16 protein-coding genes and 1 pseudogene are annotated in these 19,472 nt (G+C 60.3%); 7 read left to right on the top strand and 10 right to left on the bottom strand.

What is annotated here, in order from left to right; all coding sequences use genetic code 11:
- Positions 1-263, bottom strand: a pseudogene (locus tag AOA62_RS25385) (ribonucleotide-diphosphate reductase subunit beta); the annotation flags it as partial.
- A 248-nt stretch (positions 264-511) separates the two neighbouring features.
- Between AOA62_RS25385 and AOA62_RS25380 the strand changes: the two are divergent.
- From AOA62_RS25380 to AOA62_RS25360, 5 genes are all read left to right on the top strand, one after another.
- The gene (locus tag AOA62_RS25380; protein WP_017138438.1) at positions 512-979 is read left to right on the top strand and encodes a GNAT family N-acetyltransferase; all 468 of its coding nucleotides are present in this window, start codon (positions 512-514) and stop codon (positions 977-979) included.
- A gap of 116 nt (positions 980-1,095) precedes the next feature.
- Positions 1,096-1,608 (top strand): formaldehyde-activating enzyme, encoded by a 513-nt coding sequence (gene fae, locus AOA62_RS25375; protein WP_099550115.1) that lies wholly within the window; start codon positions 1,096-1,098, stop codon positions 1,606-1,608.
- A 10-nt stretch (positions 1,609-1,618) separates the two neighbouring features.
- Positions 1,619-2,653, top strand: a complete 1,035-nt coding sequence (locus AOA62_RS25370) for an aldo/keto reductase (RefSeq protein WP_017138436.1) — start codon at positions 1,619-1,621, stop codon at positions 2,651-2,653.
- A complete protein-coding gene (locus AOA62_RS25365; RefSeq protein WP_099550114.1) occupies positions 2,650-4,083 on the top strand; it encodes an NAD-dependent succinate-semialdehyde dehydrogenase in 1,434 nt (477 codons plus the stop codon). The genes AOA62_RS25370 and AOA62_RS25365 overlap by 4 nt, the downstream gene beginning before the upstream one ends.
- Before the next feature lie 168 nt (positions 4,084-4,251).
- Positions 4,252-5,628 (top strand): MFS transporter, encoded by a 1,377-nt coding sequence (locus tag AOA62_RS25360; protein ID WP_099550113.1) that lies wholly within the window; start codon positions 4,252-4,254, stop codon positions 5,626-5,628.
- Here the strand turns inward: AOA62_RS25360 and AOA62_RS25355 are convergent.
- From AOA62_RS25355 to AOA62_RS25320, 8 genes are all read right to left on the bottom strand, one after another.
- Positions 5,575-6,450: a LysR substrate-binding domain-containing protein gene (locus AOA62_RS25355; protein ID WP_099550112.1), complete on the bottom strand. Its 876-nt coding sequence runs from the start codon at positions 6,448-6,450 to the stop codon at positions 5,575-5,577. The genes AOA62_RS25360 and AOA62_RS25355 overlap by 54 nt on opposite strands.
- A gap of 126 nt (positions 6,451-6,576) precedes the next feature.
- Positions 6,577-7,746 (bottom strand): hypothetical protein, encoded by a 1,170-nt coding sequence (locus AOA62_RS25350; protein WP_017135439.1) that lies wholly within the window; start codon positions 7,744-7,746, stop codon positions 6,577-6,579.
- Positions 7,747-7,828: 82 nt separating this feature from the next.
- Positions 7,829-9,466 (bottom strand): ABC transporter ATP-binding protein, encoded by a 1,638-nt coding sequence (locus AOA62_RS25345; protein ID WP_099550111.1) that lies wholly within the window; start codon positions 9,464-9,466, stop codon positions 7,829-7,831.
- A gap of 2 nt (positions 9,467-9,468) precedes the next feature.
- Positions 9,469-10,305, bottom strand: a complete 837-nt coding sequence (locus AOA62_RS25340) for an ABC transporter permease (RefSeq protein WP_099550110.1) — start codon at positions 10,303-10,305, stop codon at positions 9,469-9,471.
- A complete protein-coding gene (locus tag AOA62_RS25335; protein WP_099550109.1) occupies positions 10,302-11,255 on the bottom strand; it encodes an ABC transporter permease in 954 nt (317 codons plus the stop codon). Before AOA62_RS25335 ends, AOA62_RS25340 begins: the two co-directional genes overlap by 4 nt.
- Before the next feature lie 63 nt (positions 11,256-11,318).
- Positions 11,319-12,953, bottom strand: a complete 1,635-nt coding sequence (locus AOA62_RS25330) for an ABC transporter substrate-binding protein (RefSeq protein WP_017135443.1) — start codon at positions 12,951-12,953, stop codon at positions 11,319-11,321.
- Between the two features lie 294 nt (positions 12,954-13,247).
- Positions 13,248-14,474 (bottom strand): Xaa-Pro peptidase family protein, encoded by a 1,227-nt coding sequence (locus tag AOA62_RS25325; RefSeq protein WP_099550108.1) that lies wholly within the window; start codon positions 14,472-14,474, stop codon positions 13,248-13,250.
- A 50-nt stretch (positions 14,475-14,524) separates the two neighbouring features.
- A complete protein-coding gene (locus tag AOA62_RS25320) occupies positions 14,525-15,406 on the bottom strand; it encodes a hypothetical protein (protein ID WP_017135445.1) in 882 nt (293 codons plus the stop codon).
- Positions 15,407-15,511: 105 nt separating this feature from the next.
- Here AOA62_RS25320 and AOA62_RS25315 point away from each other — a divergent pair, with 105 nt between their 5' ends.
- Positions 15,512-16,426 (top strand): LysR family transcriptional regulator, encoded by a 915-nt coding sequence (locus tag AOA62_RS25315; protein ID WP_099550107.1) that lies wholly within the window; start codon positions 15,512-15,514, stop codon positions 16,424-16,426.
- Here AOA62_RS25315 and AOA62_RS25310 read toward each other — a convergent pair.
- A complete protein-coding gene (locus AOA62_RS25310; RefSeq protein WP_032865444.1) occupies positions 16,364-17,596 on the bottom strand; it encodes an MFS transporter in 1,233 nt (410 codons plus the stop codon). The genes AOA62_RS25315 and AOA62_RS25310 overlap by 63 nt on opposite strands.
- Before the next feature lie 285 nt (positions 17,597-17,881).
- Here AOA62_RS25310 and AOA62_RS25305 point away from each other — a divergent pair, with 285 nt between their 5' ends.
- Complete coding sequence (locus AOA62_RS25305) at positions 17,882-18,811, top strand: LysR substrate-binding domain-containing protein (RefSeq protein WP_026013561.1); 930 nt, start codon at positions 17,882-17,884, stop codon at positions 18,809-18,811.
- Positions 18,812-19,472 lie beyond the last annotated feature (661 nt).

Raw genomic sequence — 19,472 nt, 5'->3', positions numbered from 1 at the left:
ATGCGCTTTTCGTCAACGGCGACGCGGGCGGCGGAGCCTTCCAGCTCGGCGAGGCCTTCGGCGACGTCGAGTTTGTCGAGGGCGGCCTTGGCGCGGATGATCGCGGCCGAGTCGTTGGCGGTCACGTTGCGCGCTTCCAGAGCAGCAGCGGCGCCGGCACCGTCAAGGCGGTCCATGTTGGCTTCGCTGGCGTGGCCGGCGTTGGCGCCTTTGATCACCGCTGCACCGGTGTCTTCGTTGTCGACTTCATCCCAACTCAACATTGAAATTCTCCTTCCTGGTACTCGAAAAATAGGTTTTTGCAGGCTTCAAGGCATTGAAATACTGCGCAGAGTGTGGTCGGTAAATACCGATACTGCACACTATGTAGTGGTGATTTGTGTTTGTGGGCACACTATATGGTGTGTAACAAAACAGGTCAACGCACAAGATGTGCGGTCTTGGGTCGCGGCACATCGCCGGTTGAGCTATAAAACCTGGGTTCATTGGCTGCCGGTGGAATTTCAAGGGAATGAAAAACGTACTGATCCGATCCGCCCTGCTGGACGACGCGCAAAGCATCTTCGAGGTGCATAAGCATTCCGTCGAAAACCTCTGCACGGGCGACTACGGCCCCGAGCAGATCGCCATGTGGCTCAACGGCCGCTCACCCGCGACCTACCGCGAGGCCATTGCTGCCGGCAACCTGTGGCTGGCACACACCGACAGGCTGCAGGGTTTTATCGAAATCGACGGCCATGAAATCAGCAAACTGTTTGTGCGCGGCGATGCCGCCGGGCAGGGCATTGGTGCGCGCCTGCTCAATGAGGCCTTGCAGCGCATCAAGAACGCCGGCCATGCCAAGGCCTGCCTGGAAGCGACCCTCAACGCCGAAAACTTCTATGCCGCCTTCGGGTTTCGCAAGGTCGGCGAGGGCACCTTCAGTCGGGGCAACAGCCCGGTGTCCATCGAGATTATCAAGATGGAGCTCGCGCTGTAGCGGGGGCATGATAAAAACTCACAGCCCCATGACTTTTAATGGTTACGGGCGCTTTTGCCGTCAGTGCTAAAAATTCGCCAACCAGCTCCCCATAACAACAATGAGCGTTTGCGAAAATGAAAGCACTTGATCTGTACATCGGCGAAGGCTTCGAAGGCCCAGGCGTCAATGCTGCCCACATCAATATTCTGATCGGCCCCCGCAACGGCCCTGCCGGCCAAGCGTTCGCCAACAGCCTGGCGTCCCCAAGCCAGGGCCATTGCCCATTTATGGTGATCGCCCAGCCGAATATCCCGGTCAAACCCATGACCCTCTACGTCAACAAAGCCGCGATCGGCAGCGACCTGCACGGCAACGCCACCTGGGGCGCGTCCCAGGCCGGCATCGCCAAGGCGGTGCTCGAAGCCTTGCTGGACGGCACCTTGCCGCCCGAAGCCGAAGACGAGTGGGCGATTGTCACCGCCAACTGGGTAAACCCAGGCTGCGACGACCTCGATGCGGTCTACCTGAACAACTACAACGCCTGCCGCACCGCCATCCGCGCGGCCCTCAATGGCACGCCGTACACCGAGCAACTGGCGGATGTGGTCAACCACATCAGCAACCCTTTCTACACGCCAAAGGCCTGAGGAGACTGCCATGCAATACATTCGTTTGGGCAACTCCGGCTTGCAAGTCTCGCGTCTGTGCCTGGGCACCATGAACATGGGCACCCCGGACTGGAAACCGTGGATTTTCGATGAAAAGCAAAGCGAACCGATCGTCGCCCACGCCCTGGACAACGGGGTCAACTTCATCGATCTGGCCGACTTCTATTCCGCAGGCGTCGGCGAAGAAGTGGTGGGGCGCATCCTCAAGCGCGTGGCACGGCGTGAAGACATTGTGGTCACCACCAAGGTCGGCTACGGCACCCGCAGTGGCATCAATGCCAGCGGCCACTCGCGCAAGCACATCATGGACAGCATTGACGCATCCCTCAGCCGTCTGGGCATGGATTACGTCGACGTGTTCATGCTGCATTACTTCGATGTGAACACCCCGGTCGAAGAAACCATGGCGGCGATGAACGACATCGTGCGTTCCGGCAAGGCTCGCTACATCGGCGTGTCGACCATGCTCACCGGTCAACTGGCGAAAATCCTCATGGCCTGCGAACGCAATGGTTGGGTCAAGCCGATCAATATGCAGCTGCAACTGAACTGCGCCTACCGCGAAGAAGAGCGCGAGATGATCCCGTTCTGCCGCGACCAGGGCCTGGGCGTCTCGGTGTTCAGCCCGCTGGCCCGTGGCCTGTTGACCGGCGAAGTGCAGTCGACGCGCAACCAGACCGACTTTTTCACCCAGCAGATGTACAGCGACCAGGCTTCGTTCGACATCGCCCATTCGGTTCAGCGTGTGGCGCGTGCCCGTGGCGTGTCCAATGCACAGATCGCCCAGGCCTGGGTCGCCAACCACCCAGGCGTCGACGTGATGCTGGTGGGCGCCGACACCACCGCGCAGTTCGACAGCGCGCTGGCGGCCTTGGACACCCAGCTCGACGCCGAAGAACTGCACGAGCTGGAACGCAATTACACGCCGTGCGACGTGATCAATGATTACACCGCCGGCAAGCGCATCCTGCGCGCGGCCCGCCCGGGCCTGGACCGTTTCAACCTGATCGAGGCCGTGGCATGAACCCGCTGATCCGTACTGGCAACTACATCGATGGCCAATGGTCCAGCGGTGGGCCGAGTTATCCGGTGGTCAACCCGGCCAATGGCGCGCTGATCGTTGAGGTGCAACGCGCTGGCGCTGAAGAAACCCACCTGGCCATCGACGCCGCCAACCGCGCACTGCCGGCCTGGCGCAAGCTCACCGCCAAGGAACGCAGCCAGCGCCTCAAGCGCTGGAGCGAGTTGATGCTCAGCAATCAGAAAGACCTGGCCCGGCTGCTGAGTCTGGAGCAGGGTAAACCCTTGGCCGAAGCCATGGGCGAAGTGGTCTACGCCGCCAGCTTTCTGGAGTGGTTTGGTGAAGAGGCCAAGCGTGCCTATGGCGACGTGATACCGACCCACAAGGCCGACGCGCGCATTATTGTGACCAAGGAAGCCATCGGCGTGGTCGCGGCAATCACGCCGTGGAACTTCCCGCTGGCCATGGTCACCCGCAAAGTCGGCCCGGCGTTGGCGGCCGGTTGCACGATGATTCTCAAACCATCGGAAGAAACGCCGCTGTCGGCGTTTGCCCTGGCGGTACTGGCCGAGCAGGCGGGCATTCCGGCCGGTGTGTTCAATATTGTCTCCGGCGATGCGGTGGCCATCGGCGGCGCGCTGCAAGCTTCCAGCGTAGTGCGCAAGCTGTCGTTCACCGGCTCCACGCGCACCGGCAAACTGCTGATGCGCCAGGCCGCCGACACGCTTAAAAAAGTCTCGCTGGAACTGGGCGGCAACGCGCCGTTTATTGTGTTCGACGACGCCGACCTGGACGCTGCCGTCAAAGGCGCCATGGCGTCCAAGTTCCGCAACACCGGGCAGACCTGCGTGTGCGTCAACCGTTTCTTTATCCAGGACAGCGTTTACGACGCCTTCACGCGCAAACTGGCCGAAGCCGTCAGCGCCATGCGTGTGGGCAGTGCGCTGGACGGCGACACCGAGCAAGGCCCGTTGATCAACGCAGCGGCCTTGACCAAGGTTGAAGCGCATGTGGGCGATGCGCTGGAGAAGGGCGCCAAACTGCTCTGCGGCGGCCGTCGCCATGCATTGGGCGGCACCTTTTTCGAACCGACCATCCTCACCGAAGCCCATGGCGACATGCTGATCGCCCAGGAAGAGACCTTTGGCCCGGTAGCCGCGTGCTTTCGCTTCAAGGATGAGACCGAGGTGCTGCAACGTGCCAATGACACGCCGTTCGGCTTGTCCGCCTACTTCTACAGTCGCGATATCGGCCGGGTGTGGCGCATGGCCGAAGGCCTGGAGGCGGGCATGGTCGGCATCAACGAAGGGATCATCTCCACCGAGGTTGCGCCGTTTGGTGGGATCAAGGAATCAGGCCTGGGCCGTGAAGGTTCCAAGTATGGGCTGGATGATTACCTGGAGATCAAATACCTGTTGATGGGAGGGCTGTAAGACCACGCAGTCCTAATGTGGGAGCTGGCTTGCCTGCGATAGCGGTGGGTCAGTTCCCGATCATTTAGCTGATCCACCGCTATCGCAGGCAAGCCAGCTCCCACATAGAGCAATTATTCGGCATAAGCCCGCTGTTACTCCGTCAAGAACAACAAAATGGAGAACACCATGACCGCTCAACCCGTCAAAATCGACGACCTGCCCATCGGCCGTTTTCACCTGAAAATTGCCGGCCTCACCTTCGGCGCGCATTTCACCGACGGCTATATCCTTGGCCTGATCGGTATCGCTTTTACCCTGCTCAGCCCACAGATGCACTTGGATGCCTTCTGGCAAGGCCTCATCGGCGCTTCGGCGCTGATCGGGTTGTTTGTGGGCAGCCTGTTTTTCGGCTGGATTTCCGACAGCCTCGGCCGGCAGAAAATCTTCCTGGTCAGCTTTGTACTGATTACCGTCGCGTCAGTGATGCAGTTCTACGCTGAAACGGCCATGGGCCTGTTGCTGTGCCGCATCCTCATCGGCATTGGCCTGGGCGGTGATTTCAGCGTGGGTCACGCCATGCTCGCCGAGTTCGCGCCGAAGAAGCATCGCGGCGTGTTGCTCGGCTCCTTCAGCGTGGTCTGGACCGTTGGTTATGTGGCGGCAACCTTTGTCGGTACCGCGATGCTCAGCCTCGGCGACGACGCCTGGCGCTGGATGCTGGCGTCGTCGGCGATTCCGGCCGGGTTGATCCTGATCGCCCGAATCGGCACACCGGAATCACCGCGTTGGCTGGTCAACCGTGGGCGCATCGCCGAGGCTCGTGCCATCGTCAAAAAGCACTTGGGCGAGCATGTGGTGTTGGATGAAGAACCGCCGACGCAGACCCGTTCCGGTTATGGCGTGTTGTTCAGTCGTGAGTACCGTAAGCGCACCGCGTTCAATTGCCTGTTTTTTGTCTGCATCGTGATGCCGTATTTCGCGATCTATACGTTTCTGCCATCGATCTTGCAGAAGATGGGGTTGTCCCAGGGGTTCGGTACTGAGTTGCTGCTTAACCTGTTGCTGATTGTCGGTGCATTGATAGGTATTTGGTGCACGGTGAAGTTTTCGCGGCGGGGCTTCCTTATCAACTCATTCATCATCCTCGCGGCGGCGTTGTTTTTACTCGCTGTGTTGCCAGGGAGTATGGCGTGGTTGATGGTGCTGACCTTTGGTGTGTTCACGCTGGTGTTGTCGGCGGTGAGCAACTTGGTTGGCGTGTTCCCGGCCGAAAGCTTTCCTACCGAAGTGCGTGCCAGCGGGATTGGCCTGGCGACAGCGGTAAGCCGGTTGGGGTCGGCGATCAGCACGTTTTTGCTGCCGGTGAGTGTGGCGGGCATTGGCTTGAGCCCGACCATGGGGATTCTCGCGGCTATCCTGATGTTGGGTGCGATCATCTCTTGGGCCTGGGCGCCAGAGACCAAGGCGTTGACCTTGAGCCAGGCGTGCAAAGCCCAAGCGCCGTCGGTGTCAGGGATTGCTGACCTGGCCCAGCCACTGCGTAAACAAGCGAACCTTGGATAAGCCCTGCTTGTCTGCCGCCACATCCAGCCAATAACCATAGGGGCCGATCACTTCCACGGGAGTGATCGGCACTAAACTGCCATTGGCCAATTCACGTTCGATCATCTGCCGGTCGATCACCGCCAGGCCACCGCCGGCCAGGGCGGTATGGATCACCTGGTCCAGAGTGCTGAATTCCAGGCCCTGGCCCGCATCGATGTCGTCTCGGCCCATGGCCGCCAGCCAGTTCTCCCAAACCTTCAAACGCTTACCGTCGTGCAGGATATGCAGCAGTGGGAAACGCCGCAGATCCGGCGGCTGGTCACCTTCGAACAACTCCGCGCTGGCTACGGCGATATGCCGCTCCATCACCAACAGCTCACTGCTGCAATGCGGGTCCGCATGCAGGCCGAAACGAATCCGGCAGTCAATCTCCGCGAGGCTGTCGTGGGTGTTTTGGTGGGTGACACTGAGGTTGATATCCGGGTAGCGCTCGCAAAAGCGCCGCAAGTGCGCCGACAACCAGCGCGTGGCCCAGGTAGGCGGTGCGACCACGCGCAGGCGCTGGCGCAGGTTGGGCACGCGTACGGCTTGCAGGGCGCGCTCGATATGGTCGAAGGCGTCGCTCAGGTGCGGCGAGAGGGCAAAGCCGGCTTCGGTCAGGGACAGGCCCTGGGGCGTGCGAATGAACAGGGCAACGCCGAGGTAGTCTTCCAGTTGCTTGATCTGGCGGCTGACCGCGCCCTGGGTCACGTTGAGGCCCACGGCGGCCTGGCTGAAGCTGCGATGGCGGGCGACTTCTTCGAAGACGCGTAGCATGTTGAGGGCAGGCAGGTGGCGCATGGGTGGAGTCCATACTTGTTATTTTTATGGTGTCTTTGCTGGCCTCATCACAGGCAAGCCCACTCCCAAGCTGGCAACGCATTTCAATGTGGGAGCTGGCTTGCCTGCGATAGCGTCAGTGGCCTATTAGAAGTAGTAACCGATGTTCATGTACAGCTGATTTTCCAACTGATTACTGCCGCCTGCGCCCAAACTCTGGGTGTAGCTGCTGCCGCCAATGTACGGGTCGTTCTTGCCGATCAGCCACTCCGTCGCTACCCATAATTTACTGACCGAAAACGATGTACCCAGGATCAGTCGCTGTGAGGTTTTGAAGTCATTGTCAGACTTGTCAAAGGCGCTGTAGTTGGCATACAGCTTCACACCGCTGATCTGATCGAACAGGTACTTGCCGCCCACGTCGTAACTCAAATCCGCCACATACAAGTTGCCGCGACTGGCGACGTTGAAGGTGCCGTCATACCCGCCCAGCGTCACCACGCCGTCGGTGCCTTCGTTGCGCGGCGACATTTGCTGGCGTGCCGCCTGCAGTTGCACACCCCACGGGCCGTTCTTGCCCAGGTAGTGAATGGCCACGGCGTTGCGGCGGCCGTCGTTGCCGGTGTCTTTGTTCTCCAGGGTCGAGGTCAAGCCGGAGAGGCCGACTTCGGATTTCCAGTTACCCAGGTCCATAGCCTTGGCCACGCGTACCACCACGGTGTTGCGTTCCTGGTTGTTGCTGCCGTCAGCCACGTAGCTGTCGGCTTCGGAGACCACGCTGGAATAGGTCACGCCTTTGCTGGTGCCTTTACCTTGCCACGCCGGCCGTAGGTAGTAACCGGCCTGAATATTCCAGTCACCGCTTTGCTGGATGTATTTGGCGCCGACCTGTTGCACGTCTTCCAGACCAATCACATTGCCCAGGGTTTCGTAGAAGGTGCTGCCGAAATAGGGCTGCAAGCCGAACGGCACGGTGTTCAGACCCACTTGCACTTGCTGGTCGGGATTGAACTTGTAGCCCACCCACGCGAATTTGGCGAACTGGATATCACCGTAGTTCTTGGTGTACTGGTACGGGTACGAACGCCCGTAGAAGCGGTACTGCGCTTCACCGATCCAGGTGTCGGAGTTGTACTTGGCGCTGAGGAACGCGGTGTCGAGGCCGAACTTCTGGATGCCACGATCCGGGTCATAGTCCCAGCGCGCGCGTACGGCGCCCCCGAGGTCGAGGTTGTCGGTGACCTGGATGGCCATGGCAGGCGCCGCGAGGGTGCCGAGCACGGGGACCAGGGCAATAAAACGTAGGGTTGGTCGCATGGTTTTACTCTCGTTATTAGTTATTTTTGGCAACAGCAGCCCGTTGCCGCAGCGGACGCTGCGACGCAGGGAAAGGGAAAACTCAGTGAGCCGCGGGGCGGATCAACCTCAATGGCGGCCCGGCAGCCGGTAATTGCGTGGCGCCCGGTGCGGCGGAAAGCAGCGCCTGGGTGTAGCTGTTCTGGGGCCGCAACAGCACCTGTTCGGCGCTGCCGTATTCGACCACTTCGCCCTGGCGCATTACGGCGATGTGGTCGCTGATTTGCGCCGCCACGCGCAGGTCGTGGGTGATAAACAGGATGCTCAGGTTGAGTTGCTTTTGCAGATCGGCCAGCAGCTCCAGCACCTGCTTTTGCACCGACACATCCAGCGCCGAGACGCTTTCATCGGCGATCAACACTTCCGGGCGCATGGCCAGGGCGCGGGCGATGCCGATGCGCTGGCGCTGGCCACCGGAAAACTGCCGGGGTTTGCGCTTGAGCGCATCGCGCTTGAGGCCCACTTGTTCAAGCAAATCACCGGCCTCGGCCCAGGCGTCCTTGGCCGATAAACCACGCAGTTGCGCAGCACGGGCAATGATGTCGCCGACTCGATGGCGCGGGTTGAGCGACCCATACGGGTCCTGGAAGATCATTTGGATGCGCCGCCGATTGGCCGCCAATGCTGAGCCGCGCAAGGCCAGGAAGTCCGTATCACCGACCCATACATGCCCGCTGTCGCTGTCCACCAGGCGGATTGCAGCCTTGACCAGCGTGCTTTTCCCCGAGCCGGACTCGCCGACAATCGCCAGTGTTTTGCCGCGTGGCAGGTTCAGCGATACGTTACGCAAGGCCGCGACCGAACTGCCGCCGACGGTGTAGGTCTTGGTCAGGTTCTCGATGCGCAGCGCCAGCTCGCCATCGGCACTGGGTGTGTGCAGTTCAGGATGCAGCGCCGGCACCGCCGCGATCAACTTGCGGGTGTAGGCGTGGGCCGGGGCGTTGAGCACCTGGTCGCGCTCGCCGATTTCCACCAGGCGGCCGCCTTCCATCACCGCAATACGGTCGGCAATCTGCGCTACCACCCCGAAGTCGTGGGTGATAAACAAAATGCCATGCTGGCCGCGCCCGCGCAGGTCGCGCACCAGCTTCAACACCTGAGCCTGGGTGGTGACGTCGAGGGCGGTGGTCGGTTCGTCGGCGATCAGTAAGTCGGGGTTCATCGCCAAGGCCATGGCGATCACTACCCGCTGGCATTGGCCGCCGGAGAGTTGATGGGGAAAGCTGTTGGCGATGCGCGGCGGGTCGGGCAACTGGGTGGATTCCAGCAGTGCGAGCATGCGTTCGCGGCGTTCGCGCTGGGGCATCTGCGGCGCATGGATATCGAAGATTTCTTCGACTTGCTTGCCGATCCGGATCGCCGGGTTCAACGCTGCCATGGGCTCCTGGAAAATCATTGCGATGCGGTTGCCGCGCAGCTGGCGCAGGCGGGTTTCGTCGAGGGTGCAAATATCATCGCCAAGAAAGTCGATCACCCCACCGGCGTGGCGCAAGCCTTTGGCGTAGTCGCCCATAATCGCCGCCGACAGCACCGATTTGCCGGAGCCGGATTCGCCGATCACACAGAGGATTTCGCCCTTGCGTACCTCCAGGCTGATGCCGTGCACGGCATGGCTGCGGTCTGCGCCGACAGGCAGTTCAATCGAGAGGTTTTGCACGCGCAATACGGGTTGTGGGTTCATGCTCAATTCCTTGCGCCTTGCTGGGCGTTTTCATCCAGGCCGTCCGCCAGCAGGCTCAAGCCCAGCATCAGGGTGGAGATGGCAATGCACGGGAAGATCACCAGGTGCGGGAAGGCGATGGCCATGGCGCGGCCGTCGTTGATCATGCCGCCCCAGTCGGGTGTGGGCGGCGGCAGGCCGAGGCCGAGAAAACCCAGGGCGCCAATCATGATCGCGGTGTAACCGATGCGCAGGCAAAAATCCACGATCAACGGGCCACCGCAGTTGGGCAAAATCTCCACCAGCATGATGCGCAGCGAGCCTTCGCCCTGGGTGATTGCACTGAGCACGTAGTCGCGCGAGCGAATATCGATGGTCAGCGCACGCATGATGCGAAAGATCGCTGGCGCACTGGTAAACGTCACCGCAATCAGGATGTTCAGCGCCGAGGCGCCGAGGGCAATGATGATCACGATGTACAACACCAGCACCGGGAACGACAGCACGGTGTCGGCCACATACGACAGCAGCGCATCGACCCAGCCGTTGAAGTAACCGGCACACAGGCCCATGGCGATGCCGACGGCGAACGCCGTGAGCGTGGCCAGGATCGACCAGAACAGCACCGTGCGGGTGCCCCAGATCAGCCGCGAGAGGATGTCGCGACCGATCATGTCAGTGCCCAGCAGGAAGCTCTGGCCGTTGTCGCCGGTGGTCATTGGCGTGAGCAATGGGGTGAAGCTTTCCAGTGGGTCATGGGGCGCGAGCCAAGGCGCGAACACTGCGATGAGCACCCATCCGCCGACCAGCAACAGGCCGAGCAAGGCCAAGGGATGCTTAAACGCTTGCAGACGATTCATTGGGCTGCTCCCCCAAGGCTGCGCAGGGTGATGCGCGGGTTGAGCCAGGTGTAGGCCAGATCCGAGAAGATCTTGGTAACCCCCACCACCACGGCGCTGACCATCGCGCAGGCTTCGATCAGGTACACGTCATGGTTCAGCGATGCGGTGTAGAGCAGCGAACCGAAGCCCTTGTAGGCGAAGAACACCTCGACCACGATCACGTTGGACAGCAGCCACGGGATGTAGAGCATGATCACCGTGATCGGCGCGATCAGTACGTTACGCAGGGCATGGCGTACCACGATGCGCGCGGTGGAGGCGCCTTTGAGCCGCGCGGTGCGGATGTAGGGCGACTGCATCACTTCGACCATCGACGCCCGGGTGATCCGCGCCAGGTAGCCGATGCCGAACAGGCACAGCACCATCAACGGCAACACCAATTGCACGGCGCTGAACCCATCGCTCATGCTGCTCACGCCTGGCAGCCAGTTGAGCCAGAACACAAAGATCGCCGAGACGAACACTGCACTGGCAAAGTCGGGGATCGAGGTGGTGACGATCGACAGGAACGACACCAGCCGGTCCAGCAACGAACCCTGGCGAATGCCGGCGAGAATGCCTAAGGTCAACGCCACGGGCACCATCACCAGCAGGGCCAGGCCGGCCAGGGTGAGGGTTTGCGCCAGGTTGGGCAGCAGCAGTTTGATCACCGATTCGCGAAAATACACTGAGGTGCCCCAGTCGCCGCTGACAAAGTCCTTGAGCCACAACAGATAACGCCACACAAAGGGTTGGTTGTAGCCATGTTCCACCAGCCACGCCGCACGCTGGTCTGCGGCGGAGTAGGGGCCGAGGACGTTGATGGCGACGTCCTCGATGTTAAGTTCCAGGGCCAGGAACACGATCAAGGACACTGACAGCAAGGTCGCCAGCAGCGCCAGTAGTTTGCGCAATAGAAAATGAGCCATGGGTGCATGCTCCGACGAAGGTTGGAATGCCTGCCCATGTGGGCAGGAAACGCGCGCCTTGACTCAGGCGCTCAGCCACACGTTCCCCATGGGGTAAAAGTCGGAAGGATGCACCTCAAAGCCCTGCACTTTTTTGCTCACGGCGGTGAACTTGTCGCCCCAGAACGGCTGCACGATCACGCAGGCGTCCTGCAAAATCTGCTCGACGCTTTGCATCGCCACCGCGCGTTGCTTGGGGTCGATGATGCCCATGGCCTTGTCCAGCGCGGCGTCGAACGCCGGGTCGCTGTAGTGGCTTTCGTTCCAGGCGCCGCCGCCACGATAGGCCAGCTCCAGGGACATCACGCCCAGTGGGCGATGGGCCCAGTAGGTGAGACTGAACGCGGCTTTGTCCCAGATTGGCCAGTATTGAGCGGCAGGTATCACCTTGAGGTTGAGGCGAATCCCGGCTTCCAGGCAGTTCTGTTGCAGGATCTGCGCGCAGTCCTGCTCATAACGGCCCTGGGTGTTGCCGACGATCAAGTCGATGTCCAGACCGTTGGGGAAACCGGCGTCGGCCAGCAGCTTTTTTGCCGCCGCCACGTCGCGCTCGCGCTTGGGCAGCGGGAAATATTCGGGGTGGGAGGGGGCCACATGGTGGTCTTCGCCCAAGGTGCCCATGCCGCGATAGGCGATCTTGAGCATCTGCGCGTTATCAGCGCACAGCACCACGGCTTTGCGGATGCGCAGGTCGGTGAAGGGCTTCTGGTCGCAGGCCATGCGCATCACCACGGTTTGCGCGGATTTGCAGGTCAGCAACTGCGCGCCCGGCAGGCGCTTGGCCAGGTCCAGCTCGGCCACCGTCACCCGGTACAGCACGTCGACTTGCCCGGCTTGCAGTGCGGCAAGGTGGGTAGACACGTCGGTGCCCATGTCGATGTAACGCAGCTCGTCGAGGTTGGCGGGTTTGCCCCAATAATCGGCGCGCTTGGCAAAGGTCGCCTGCTTGTTCACTGCGAACGCCACCAGCTTGAACGGCCCGGTGGCCAGCGGGTTCTTGGACCAGTCGTCGCCGGCCTTGAAGCTGCGGTGCACGATGGCGCACGTGAAGGCGTTGAGCATTTCCGGAATCGCCAGGATCGGCCGTTTCAGTTGCAGGCGGAACTGGTAGTCGCTGACTTTTTCGAAGGCTTTGATGTCCTGGAACGCGGTGCGGTTGACCGACTTGGAGTCGGCAGCGATCCAGCGTTCGATGTTGTGCTGCACGTCGTCGACGTTGAAGCTGTCACCGTTGCTCCATTTCACGTCCTGGCGCAGGTTGAAGGTCCAGGTGGTGAGGTCGTCGGACGGGCTCCAGCTTTCTGCCAGGTACGGGTGGGTGATGTTGTCGGCGTCGACCCAGGTCAGGTATTCCAGTGAATTGCGCAACAGGTTCGAGGCTTCGATCCAGGTGATCAGCATCGGGTCCTGGATTTCCTGGATCGCGCAGGCAAAGCGCAGGCTGCCGCCCTGGCGGGCCGGTGTGGCGTCGGCGGCCTGGGCATCGCTGCCCAGTAAAGCAGAGCCCAGAAAGGTGCTGGCGCTGGCGACGGTGACGCCCAATAGCGCGGCGGTGCGCAGGAACTGGCGGCGGTTGATTTCAGCGCTTTTAACTTGCACACACAGGTCGTTGATGGCTGGATGCGGCGGGGCGCCGTCCAGGGTAGTCAAGTCTTTCATAAGCCTCTCCGGTACTTGCGAATATGCGTTTTTGTTGAACCGCAAGGGTCAGTGGCAAGCGCAGCAACGGCGCAGCACGAACCGCTGTGAAACCGGCAGAAGAACAAGGCGCAACGAAGTCAGAAGGCGGGCAATGGGATAGGACATAGGGGCAGCTCTCATGTTGTTTTTATTAGAGATGCCCGCAGTTTTGTCATTTGCGCAAAGATGGACAAACGACAAATTCTGCGCAGTAACCTTCTATAAATGCATGTTACGGATCCTTCCCAAGGCCACCTCTCGAGCTAGACGTGTTCAGCGTGGCAACAGGCGTGGGTCGAACGGGTAATCAGAGAGCAACTCGATGCCGTGTTCGTGGATATAGATCTGTTCTTCGAGCTTCACGCCTTCGCCGCCGTCATCGTGGCCGATGTAGCTTTCCACGCAGATGGTCATGCCGGCTTCGAACACGCCGTCATAGCCCAGCGCGTCGATGTCTTCGCGGTGTACCACGTAAGGGTATTCACCGGTCATGCCAACCCCGTGCGCCAGGGCGAAGTAGCGGTTGTTTTTGTAATGTTCGGGAATCTTCCAGGCCATCTCGGCGTACTCCTTGAAGCTGCGCCCGGCCTTGAGCATTTCTACGTTGGTCTGCACTTGCTCGTAGGCGAGTTTGTACAGTTCCTGTTGCTTGGCGGTGGCGGCCTGGTCGCCACAGAGAAAGGTGCGCGAAAAGTCGGCGTAGTAGCCGAAGCGCCCGACCACGTCGGTGTCCAGCGCGACCAGATCACCGGCTTCAATAGGCCGCGTGCTGCACTCTTGGAACCACGGGTTAGTGCGTGGGCCGGAGGACAGCAGGCGAGTCTCGACGTAATCACCATCGGTGGCGATCACATGTTGGTGCAGATGCGACCACAGTTCGTTCTCGCTGATGCCCGGCACCAGTTTACTTTCCATCAGGCGCACACCCGTTTCAGTGGCGCGCAGGCTGGCGCGGATCATTTTCAGTTCGTTGGGCACCTTGATGCAGCGCGCACGCTCCAGCGGTTCCTGGGCGTCAAACACTTGGTAACCCAGCCGTTGCAGTTCGAACGCGGCGGCCGAGGTGGCGCTTTCGATGGCAATGCGTTTACCGCCGCCGCACTGGCGCACCAGTTCATCAATCTCGGCGGCCCAGTCGGCGGTGACGTTGTTCAAGAAGCTGTCGCAGAAGTAGTAGGAAATGGCTTTGGCCGGGCGCACTTCATTCACGGTATTCAGGCTTTCGGCCAGGTGCAGACAGCCGCCGAACTCGAAGATCACCACCGGGCCTTCTGCCGGTATAAAGGCATAACGCGCCGGGTTGCGTGCCGAGTACACCTGCATGTTGCGTGAGCCGGTGGCGTAGCGCATATGGGTGGGGTCGAACAGCACACAAGCGGCGTAGTCACGTTTTTTCAGTTCGTTGCGTACCCGTTGCAGGCGGTCCAGCTGGATTTGCTGGATTTCGTCATAAGTGGGCTCGCAGTCGGCGGGGTTGCGGTTGGGGCCTGACAGACTCATGGGTGTTCCTCGCAGGGCAAAGACAGTTTTTTGGTTTTTTATGGGGTGAATCAGTCGAGCAACTGGTCGCTGCGCACCAGGTTGCGTTCGGCTTGCAGGTGGGCTTCGGACAAACGTCCGTAAAGCTGTTTGGTGCGTTGGGCGCGGCCAATGATTCCGGGTTTCTCGGAGTAGGCGAAGATCGCGGTGTTGCGCTCGGTTGAGCCTTCCACGCGGGTGACGCGGTGCACTGAGAAACGGCCCTTGAAGATCTGCAAATCACCGGGGTTGAGCGCCAGATTCTGCACCCGTGAGCGGTCTTCGCCACGCACCACTTTGCCGACGGCGCCGAGGTTCTCCTGGCTGCGCGAGCGGATCATCGGCGCGTACTCGAACAGGCCACCGGCCTCGGGCTTCTGGGTCATCATGCTGACGATGAATTCGTTGGTGTCGAAGTGCCAAGGCTGCTCGGTGCCCTCGGGCATCACGTTGATCACCAGGCCGGCGAAAGGGTCGGCGTATTCGAAAATCTCCGGTTCGTCGAGGCAGGCGCCGATAAAGCGCTTCATCATTGGCGACACGTACAGGCGATGGATGATCGCGTCGGGGGCGATCATGTCGCGGGTCACGAATCCACTGGTGCGCTCCATGAACGTGCGGCGCGGGTCATCCTGGGGCAGGCTGGGGTCGTCTTCGGTGAAGTAGGGGTTGACCTTGCGTACTGAATAGAACGTCTTGCCCGACAGCGCCTGGCCTTCCAGGCGCGCCTGTTCCAGCACTTCGGGGCGCAGGAAGTTCTTCAGCAGGCAGCAACCGTCTTCGGCCAGTTCGGCACGCGCATGTTCAATTAATGCGCGCAGTTGAACATGGCCCGAATCATGTATGGGATACAGCGCTGTATTAATGATATCGCTGATATCACCGGTTTCGGCATCGGCAAGTTTAAGACTCATACACGGCTCCTGAAGTAGGCTGTTGTGTTGAGTCGATAGTTGCGTAAACCGGTTTGAAGTGGAAATTACAAGTTGTGATCGAATCCATCGGCAGGGGCGATAGTTATGTCAGGCGAACTGGATGGGGGCTTACTTAAAGTGTTTGTGGCAATTATCGAATGCCAGGGGTTTTCGGCGGCTGCTGAGCGTTTGCATAAAACCCAGTCCACCGTCAGCCAGAGCTTGCAGCGCCTGGAGGAGATCGTGGGAACGCCGCTTATTCACCGCACCAGCCGCTCCATCGGCCTCACGCCGAGCGGCGAAACCTTTCTGATCTATGCACGGCAGATCATCAAGCTGCACCTTGAGGCGGTCAGCGCGGCTCAATTACCCAATGAGCAGGTGTGTATCCATCTGGGTATGCCCGAGGACTACGCTCAATACTGCCTGGGCGGGATGCTCAAGGACTTTCAGGCGCAGTTTGCCCAGGTGCGCCCGGATATTTGCTGTGAGATGTCTACCGCGCTGGTCAGCCGCTTGCATCGCGGCGAGCTGGACTTGGTGCTGGGTGTTGAGCATGCGGGCCTGCAGCCGGGGGAATACCTGTGTGATGAGCCGTTGGTGTGGGTGGCGGCGCCGAGTTGGAGTGGCGTAGGGCGCCAGTCGGTGCCGCTGGCGGTGTACGCCGAAGGGTGTGCGTTCCGTGCCAATGCCGTGCAAGCGCTGGCCCAGGCCGGGCGTTCGTGGCAGGTGGTTTATACGAGTCAGAGCCCGCGCGGCATTGCGATTGCCATCGAGCAAGGCTTGTCGGTGGGCGTGATGGCACGGCGGCTGGTGCCGGAGGGCTGGCAGATTCTGGATGAGCAGCAAGGCTTCCCAGCCATTGCACCGGCGCGCCTGATGTTTTGGCGCTCGGTGGGTTGCCAGGTTCCGGAGGTGGAGGCGCTGGTGGAAATTTTGCAGCGTCAGTTGGGACGTTCAGGGTATTTGCACGGCCAACGCGTCCACGGCCTGCCGATGGGCCATGCGCTTGAGCAGTAGCAAACTTGCCAGTACCCAGCCGGCAATCCAGGCATGTACCACGGTAAATTCGCCACTGACCTGCAACAGCCAGCCGCACAGCCCATTGGCCGAAGCACTGGCCAGCCCGTAGCTGACCATGCTCAGGCTCACCACTTGCAGGCTTTGCACCGGATCGAGGCGTGCACTGAGGTAGGCGGCCATCAAACCCCATGAAGGGAAATAGAACAGCGCGAACAATCCGGCAGCGCACCAGCTCAGTAATAGGCTGGGATGCCCCAGCAGGCCGAGCATGGCGAGGCCGAATGCGCTAATGCTCAGCGCCAGCACCCGCAGTGCGCCCCAGCGATCCGCCAGCGAGCCCAATAGCAGCCCGCCGATGGCGCCGCCAATGCCGATCAACGTCCACATCGAGCCCGTAACCGCCGCACCGGCGTGCAGGCGGTCACTGACAAAGGCCGATAAAAAGTTGAGGAACGGTCCACTGATTGCGCCGATAAATCCGCTGAGTAACACAATGTGCAAGGCCACTGGCTGGTCCACGCACAGTTGCAGCCATTGTTTGAGCACTTGGGTGAATGCGGGCGGCTGGACAGAGCGGGGCGCTTGTTCGACGTGCGCAGCCAAGGTCCACAAGGTCAGCAGCGTGACCAGCAGCGTCAGGCCTGCACAGATCAACCAAAACTGGCGCAATGACAGACCTTGCAACAGTGCGATCAATAGCCCATTCAAGCAAATGGCAAAAGCGGCCCCCGACGACGCCAACCCCAGCACGCGGCTGCGATGAGTCGCCGGGATCACTTCTCGGGCCAATGCGGCAATCGCGTTCCAGTTCGACACCGCGCAGGCCGACACCAGCGCCAGGCATAGCGCAAACGGCACTACCCAAGGCGTGGCGACGGCCAGTGCCAGCAACACCGGGCTTAACACGATGGTCAGGCGCACCATATTGCGTGGGCTCACCCAGGCCGCGGCGATGCCGCTGGCAATCGAGGCACCCATGTAGAACAGCTGTAGCACGGCTGCAATCAAGGCGGCCTGGCTGTAGTTCAGTTCAAATACCCCACGGATCTGCGGCAATAAGGCGGAGTACAGAAAAATACTGAAACCGTGGGTGGTCGCGTTACAGGCGGTAAATACCAATGCCAGTAAACCGATACTTCGTCGCGTTGAAATAGGGGTGCTAGACATGGCGCGGCCTCGATTTAGTTGGCGAAGAGCCAATAGACTTAGTTGGAGGGAAGACTAACTTTTGTAGTGCGCGGGCAGCCAATGCTTAATTGTCTTAGTGTGCATGCGTTATACGCGTGCTATTTATTCGTCAGCGACGTGTTTAGTCCAAAAACGACATGATTGATTTCGGTCGAGTATTTTTCTCTGTGGGGGGAGTGCTACCGCTGGCCCAATACAAAAAGGTATGTTGTACGGGTATTTCTCTGCTCAATCTTCCTTGTTGATCGTTGTCGAGTGCTCTCCATGAAACGCAAAATGCCTGGTCTCAATGCCCTCAAAGCCTTCGAAGTCGCCGGCAGCACCGGCAGCTTTACCCGGGCTGCCGAGCTGTTGAACGTGACTCAGAGCGCGGTCAGTCGCCAGGTACGCCAGTTGGAAGAACAATTGGGGGAGAGCCTGCTGGAACGGCGCCACCATCACCTCGAGCTCACCAGCGCCGGGCGCGTGTTGTTGCGGGCGTTGCACCAGTCGTTCGACAAGATCGAGCTGACAGTGCGCAGCATCCAGCAGAAAACCCATTCCAACCGGTTGCACATCAACGCGCCGCCGACGTTTACCAGCCGCTGGTTGATGCCGCGTTTGGGGCGTTTGCGCGAGGCGCATCCGGAGTTGGAGCTGAGCATCACCACGTGCCTGCAAGACAGCCTGGCGCAGACCAGCACGCTCGATTGCGCCATTCGGTTCGGCAATGGCGAGTGGGATGGCCTGGACAGTTCGTTGCTGATTCAGGAGCGGCACATCGCGGTGTGCGCGCCGTCGCTGTATGCCCGGGAATGCAGCGATGGCGTGGATCTGAATCGCATGACCTTGTTGCATGTGTTGGCCAGTGAAGATCAGCGTTACTTGACGTGGAAGCATTGGCTGGACGCGGCGCGGATTCATGGGGTGGATACCCAGGGCGGCTATGAATTCGACTTGCTGGACCTGGCGATTCGGGCGGCAACGGATGGGTTGGGGATTACCATTGCCGACTGGCACATGGTCGCAGCGGAACTGGCCAGTGGGCAGTTGACGCAGGTGCTGAATGTGCATGTGGAAGGGCATCAGTCCTATTGGCTGGTGACCCGGCCGGAGCAGACGGATATGCCGCAGTTGCAGGTCTTCGGGCGGTGGTTGCAGGAGGAGATCTGGTTAGCGCAGCGGCAGTTGGAGCCTTCTACTGCGGCGGGTTGATTGTGTACATACCCGATTAGCCATTGATTCAAGCCTGCGTTCGACCTGAGTGGTTAGATCTAAAGCGAAAGCGAATGGCATACACCAAAGAGCTGATTTCTGTGGGAGCTGGCTTGTCGAATCGTCGCACCGCTGCGATGCAGACGCCTCGGTATGTCAGGCCATCGCAGCATGGGCATCTACACAACATTAACGTTGAGGTGGCCTTGGTGGGGCTGGGCGGTCGGGGGGGCATATCCGTTGCTGCGGTAACGGCGGCCTATGGTTCCGCTCTTACAGCGGGTCACTTTTGCAAGGACGTGTACGGACCGGACACAAGGACGCAAAAGTAACCAAAAGGTCCTCGCCCCAACACTCGGTGCCTCGCTATGGCTCGGCATGCCCGCAATCCGCCAGTGATTTGGGGGGCCGCCGCGATGGGCCATCCTTGGCCCAGCGCGGCTAAACCGGCATCCCTGCCGGTTTACCCCCCAAATCCCTGTCAGATTCCGGCCATCGTGTTTGACGGGGCGATTTCAGATCAAGATCAAAAGCGCAGATCAAAAGACCGCTGACTTCGTCATCGAAAAGGATGTAAGGGCCGGAGCAACTGCAACAGCAACAGCAACAGCAACAGCAACAGCAACAGCAACAGCAACAGCAACAGCAACAGCAACAGCAA

The sequence above is a fragment of the Pseudomonas sp. 2995-3 genome (assembly GCF_002742565.1).
GTDB lineage: Bacteria > Pseudomonadota > Gammaproteobacteria > Pseudomonadales > Pseudomonadaceae > Aquipseudomonas > Aquipseudomonas edaphica.
Note: the sequence above shows the minus strand (reverse complement) of the source record. Positions and strands in the feature narration are given on the sequence as shown.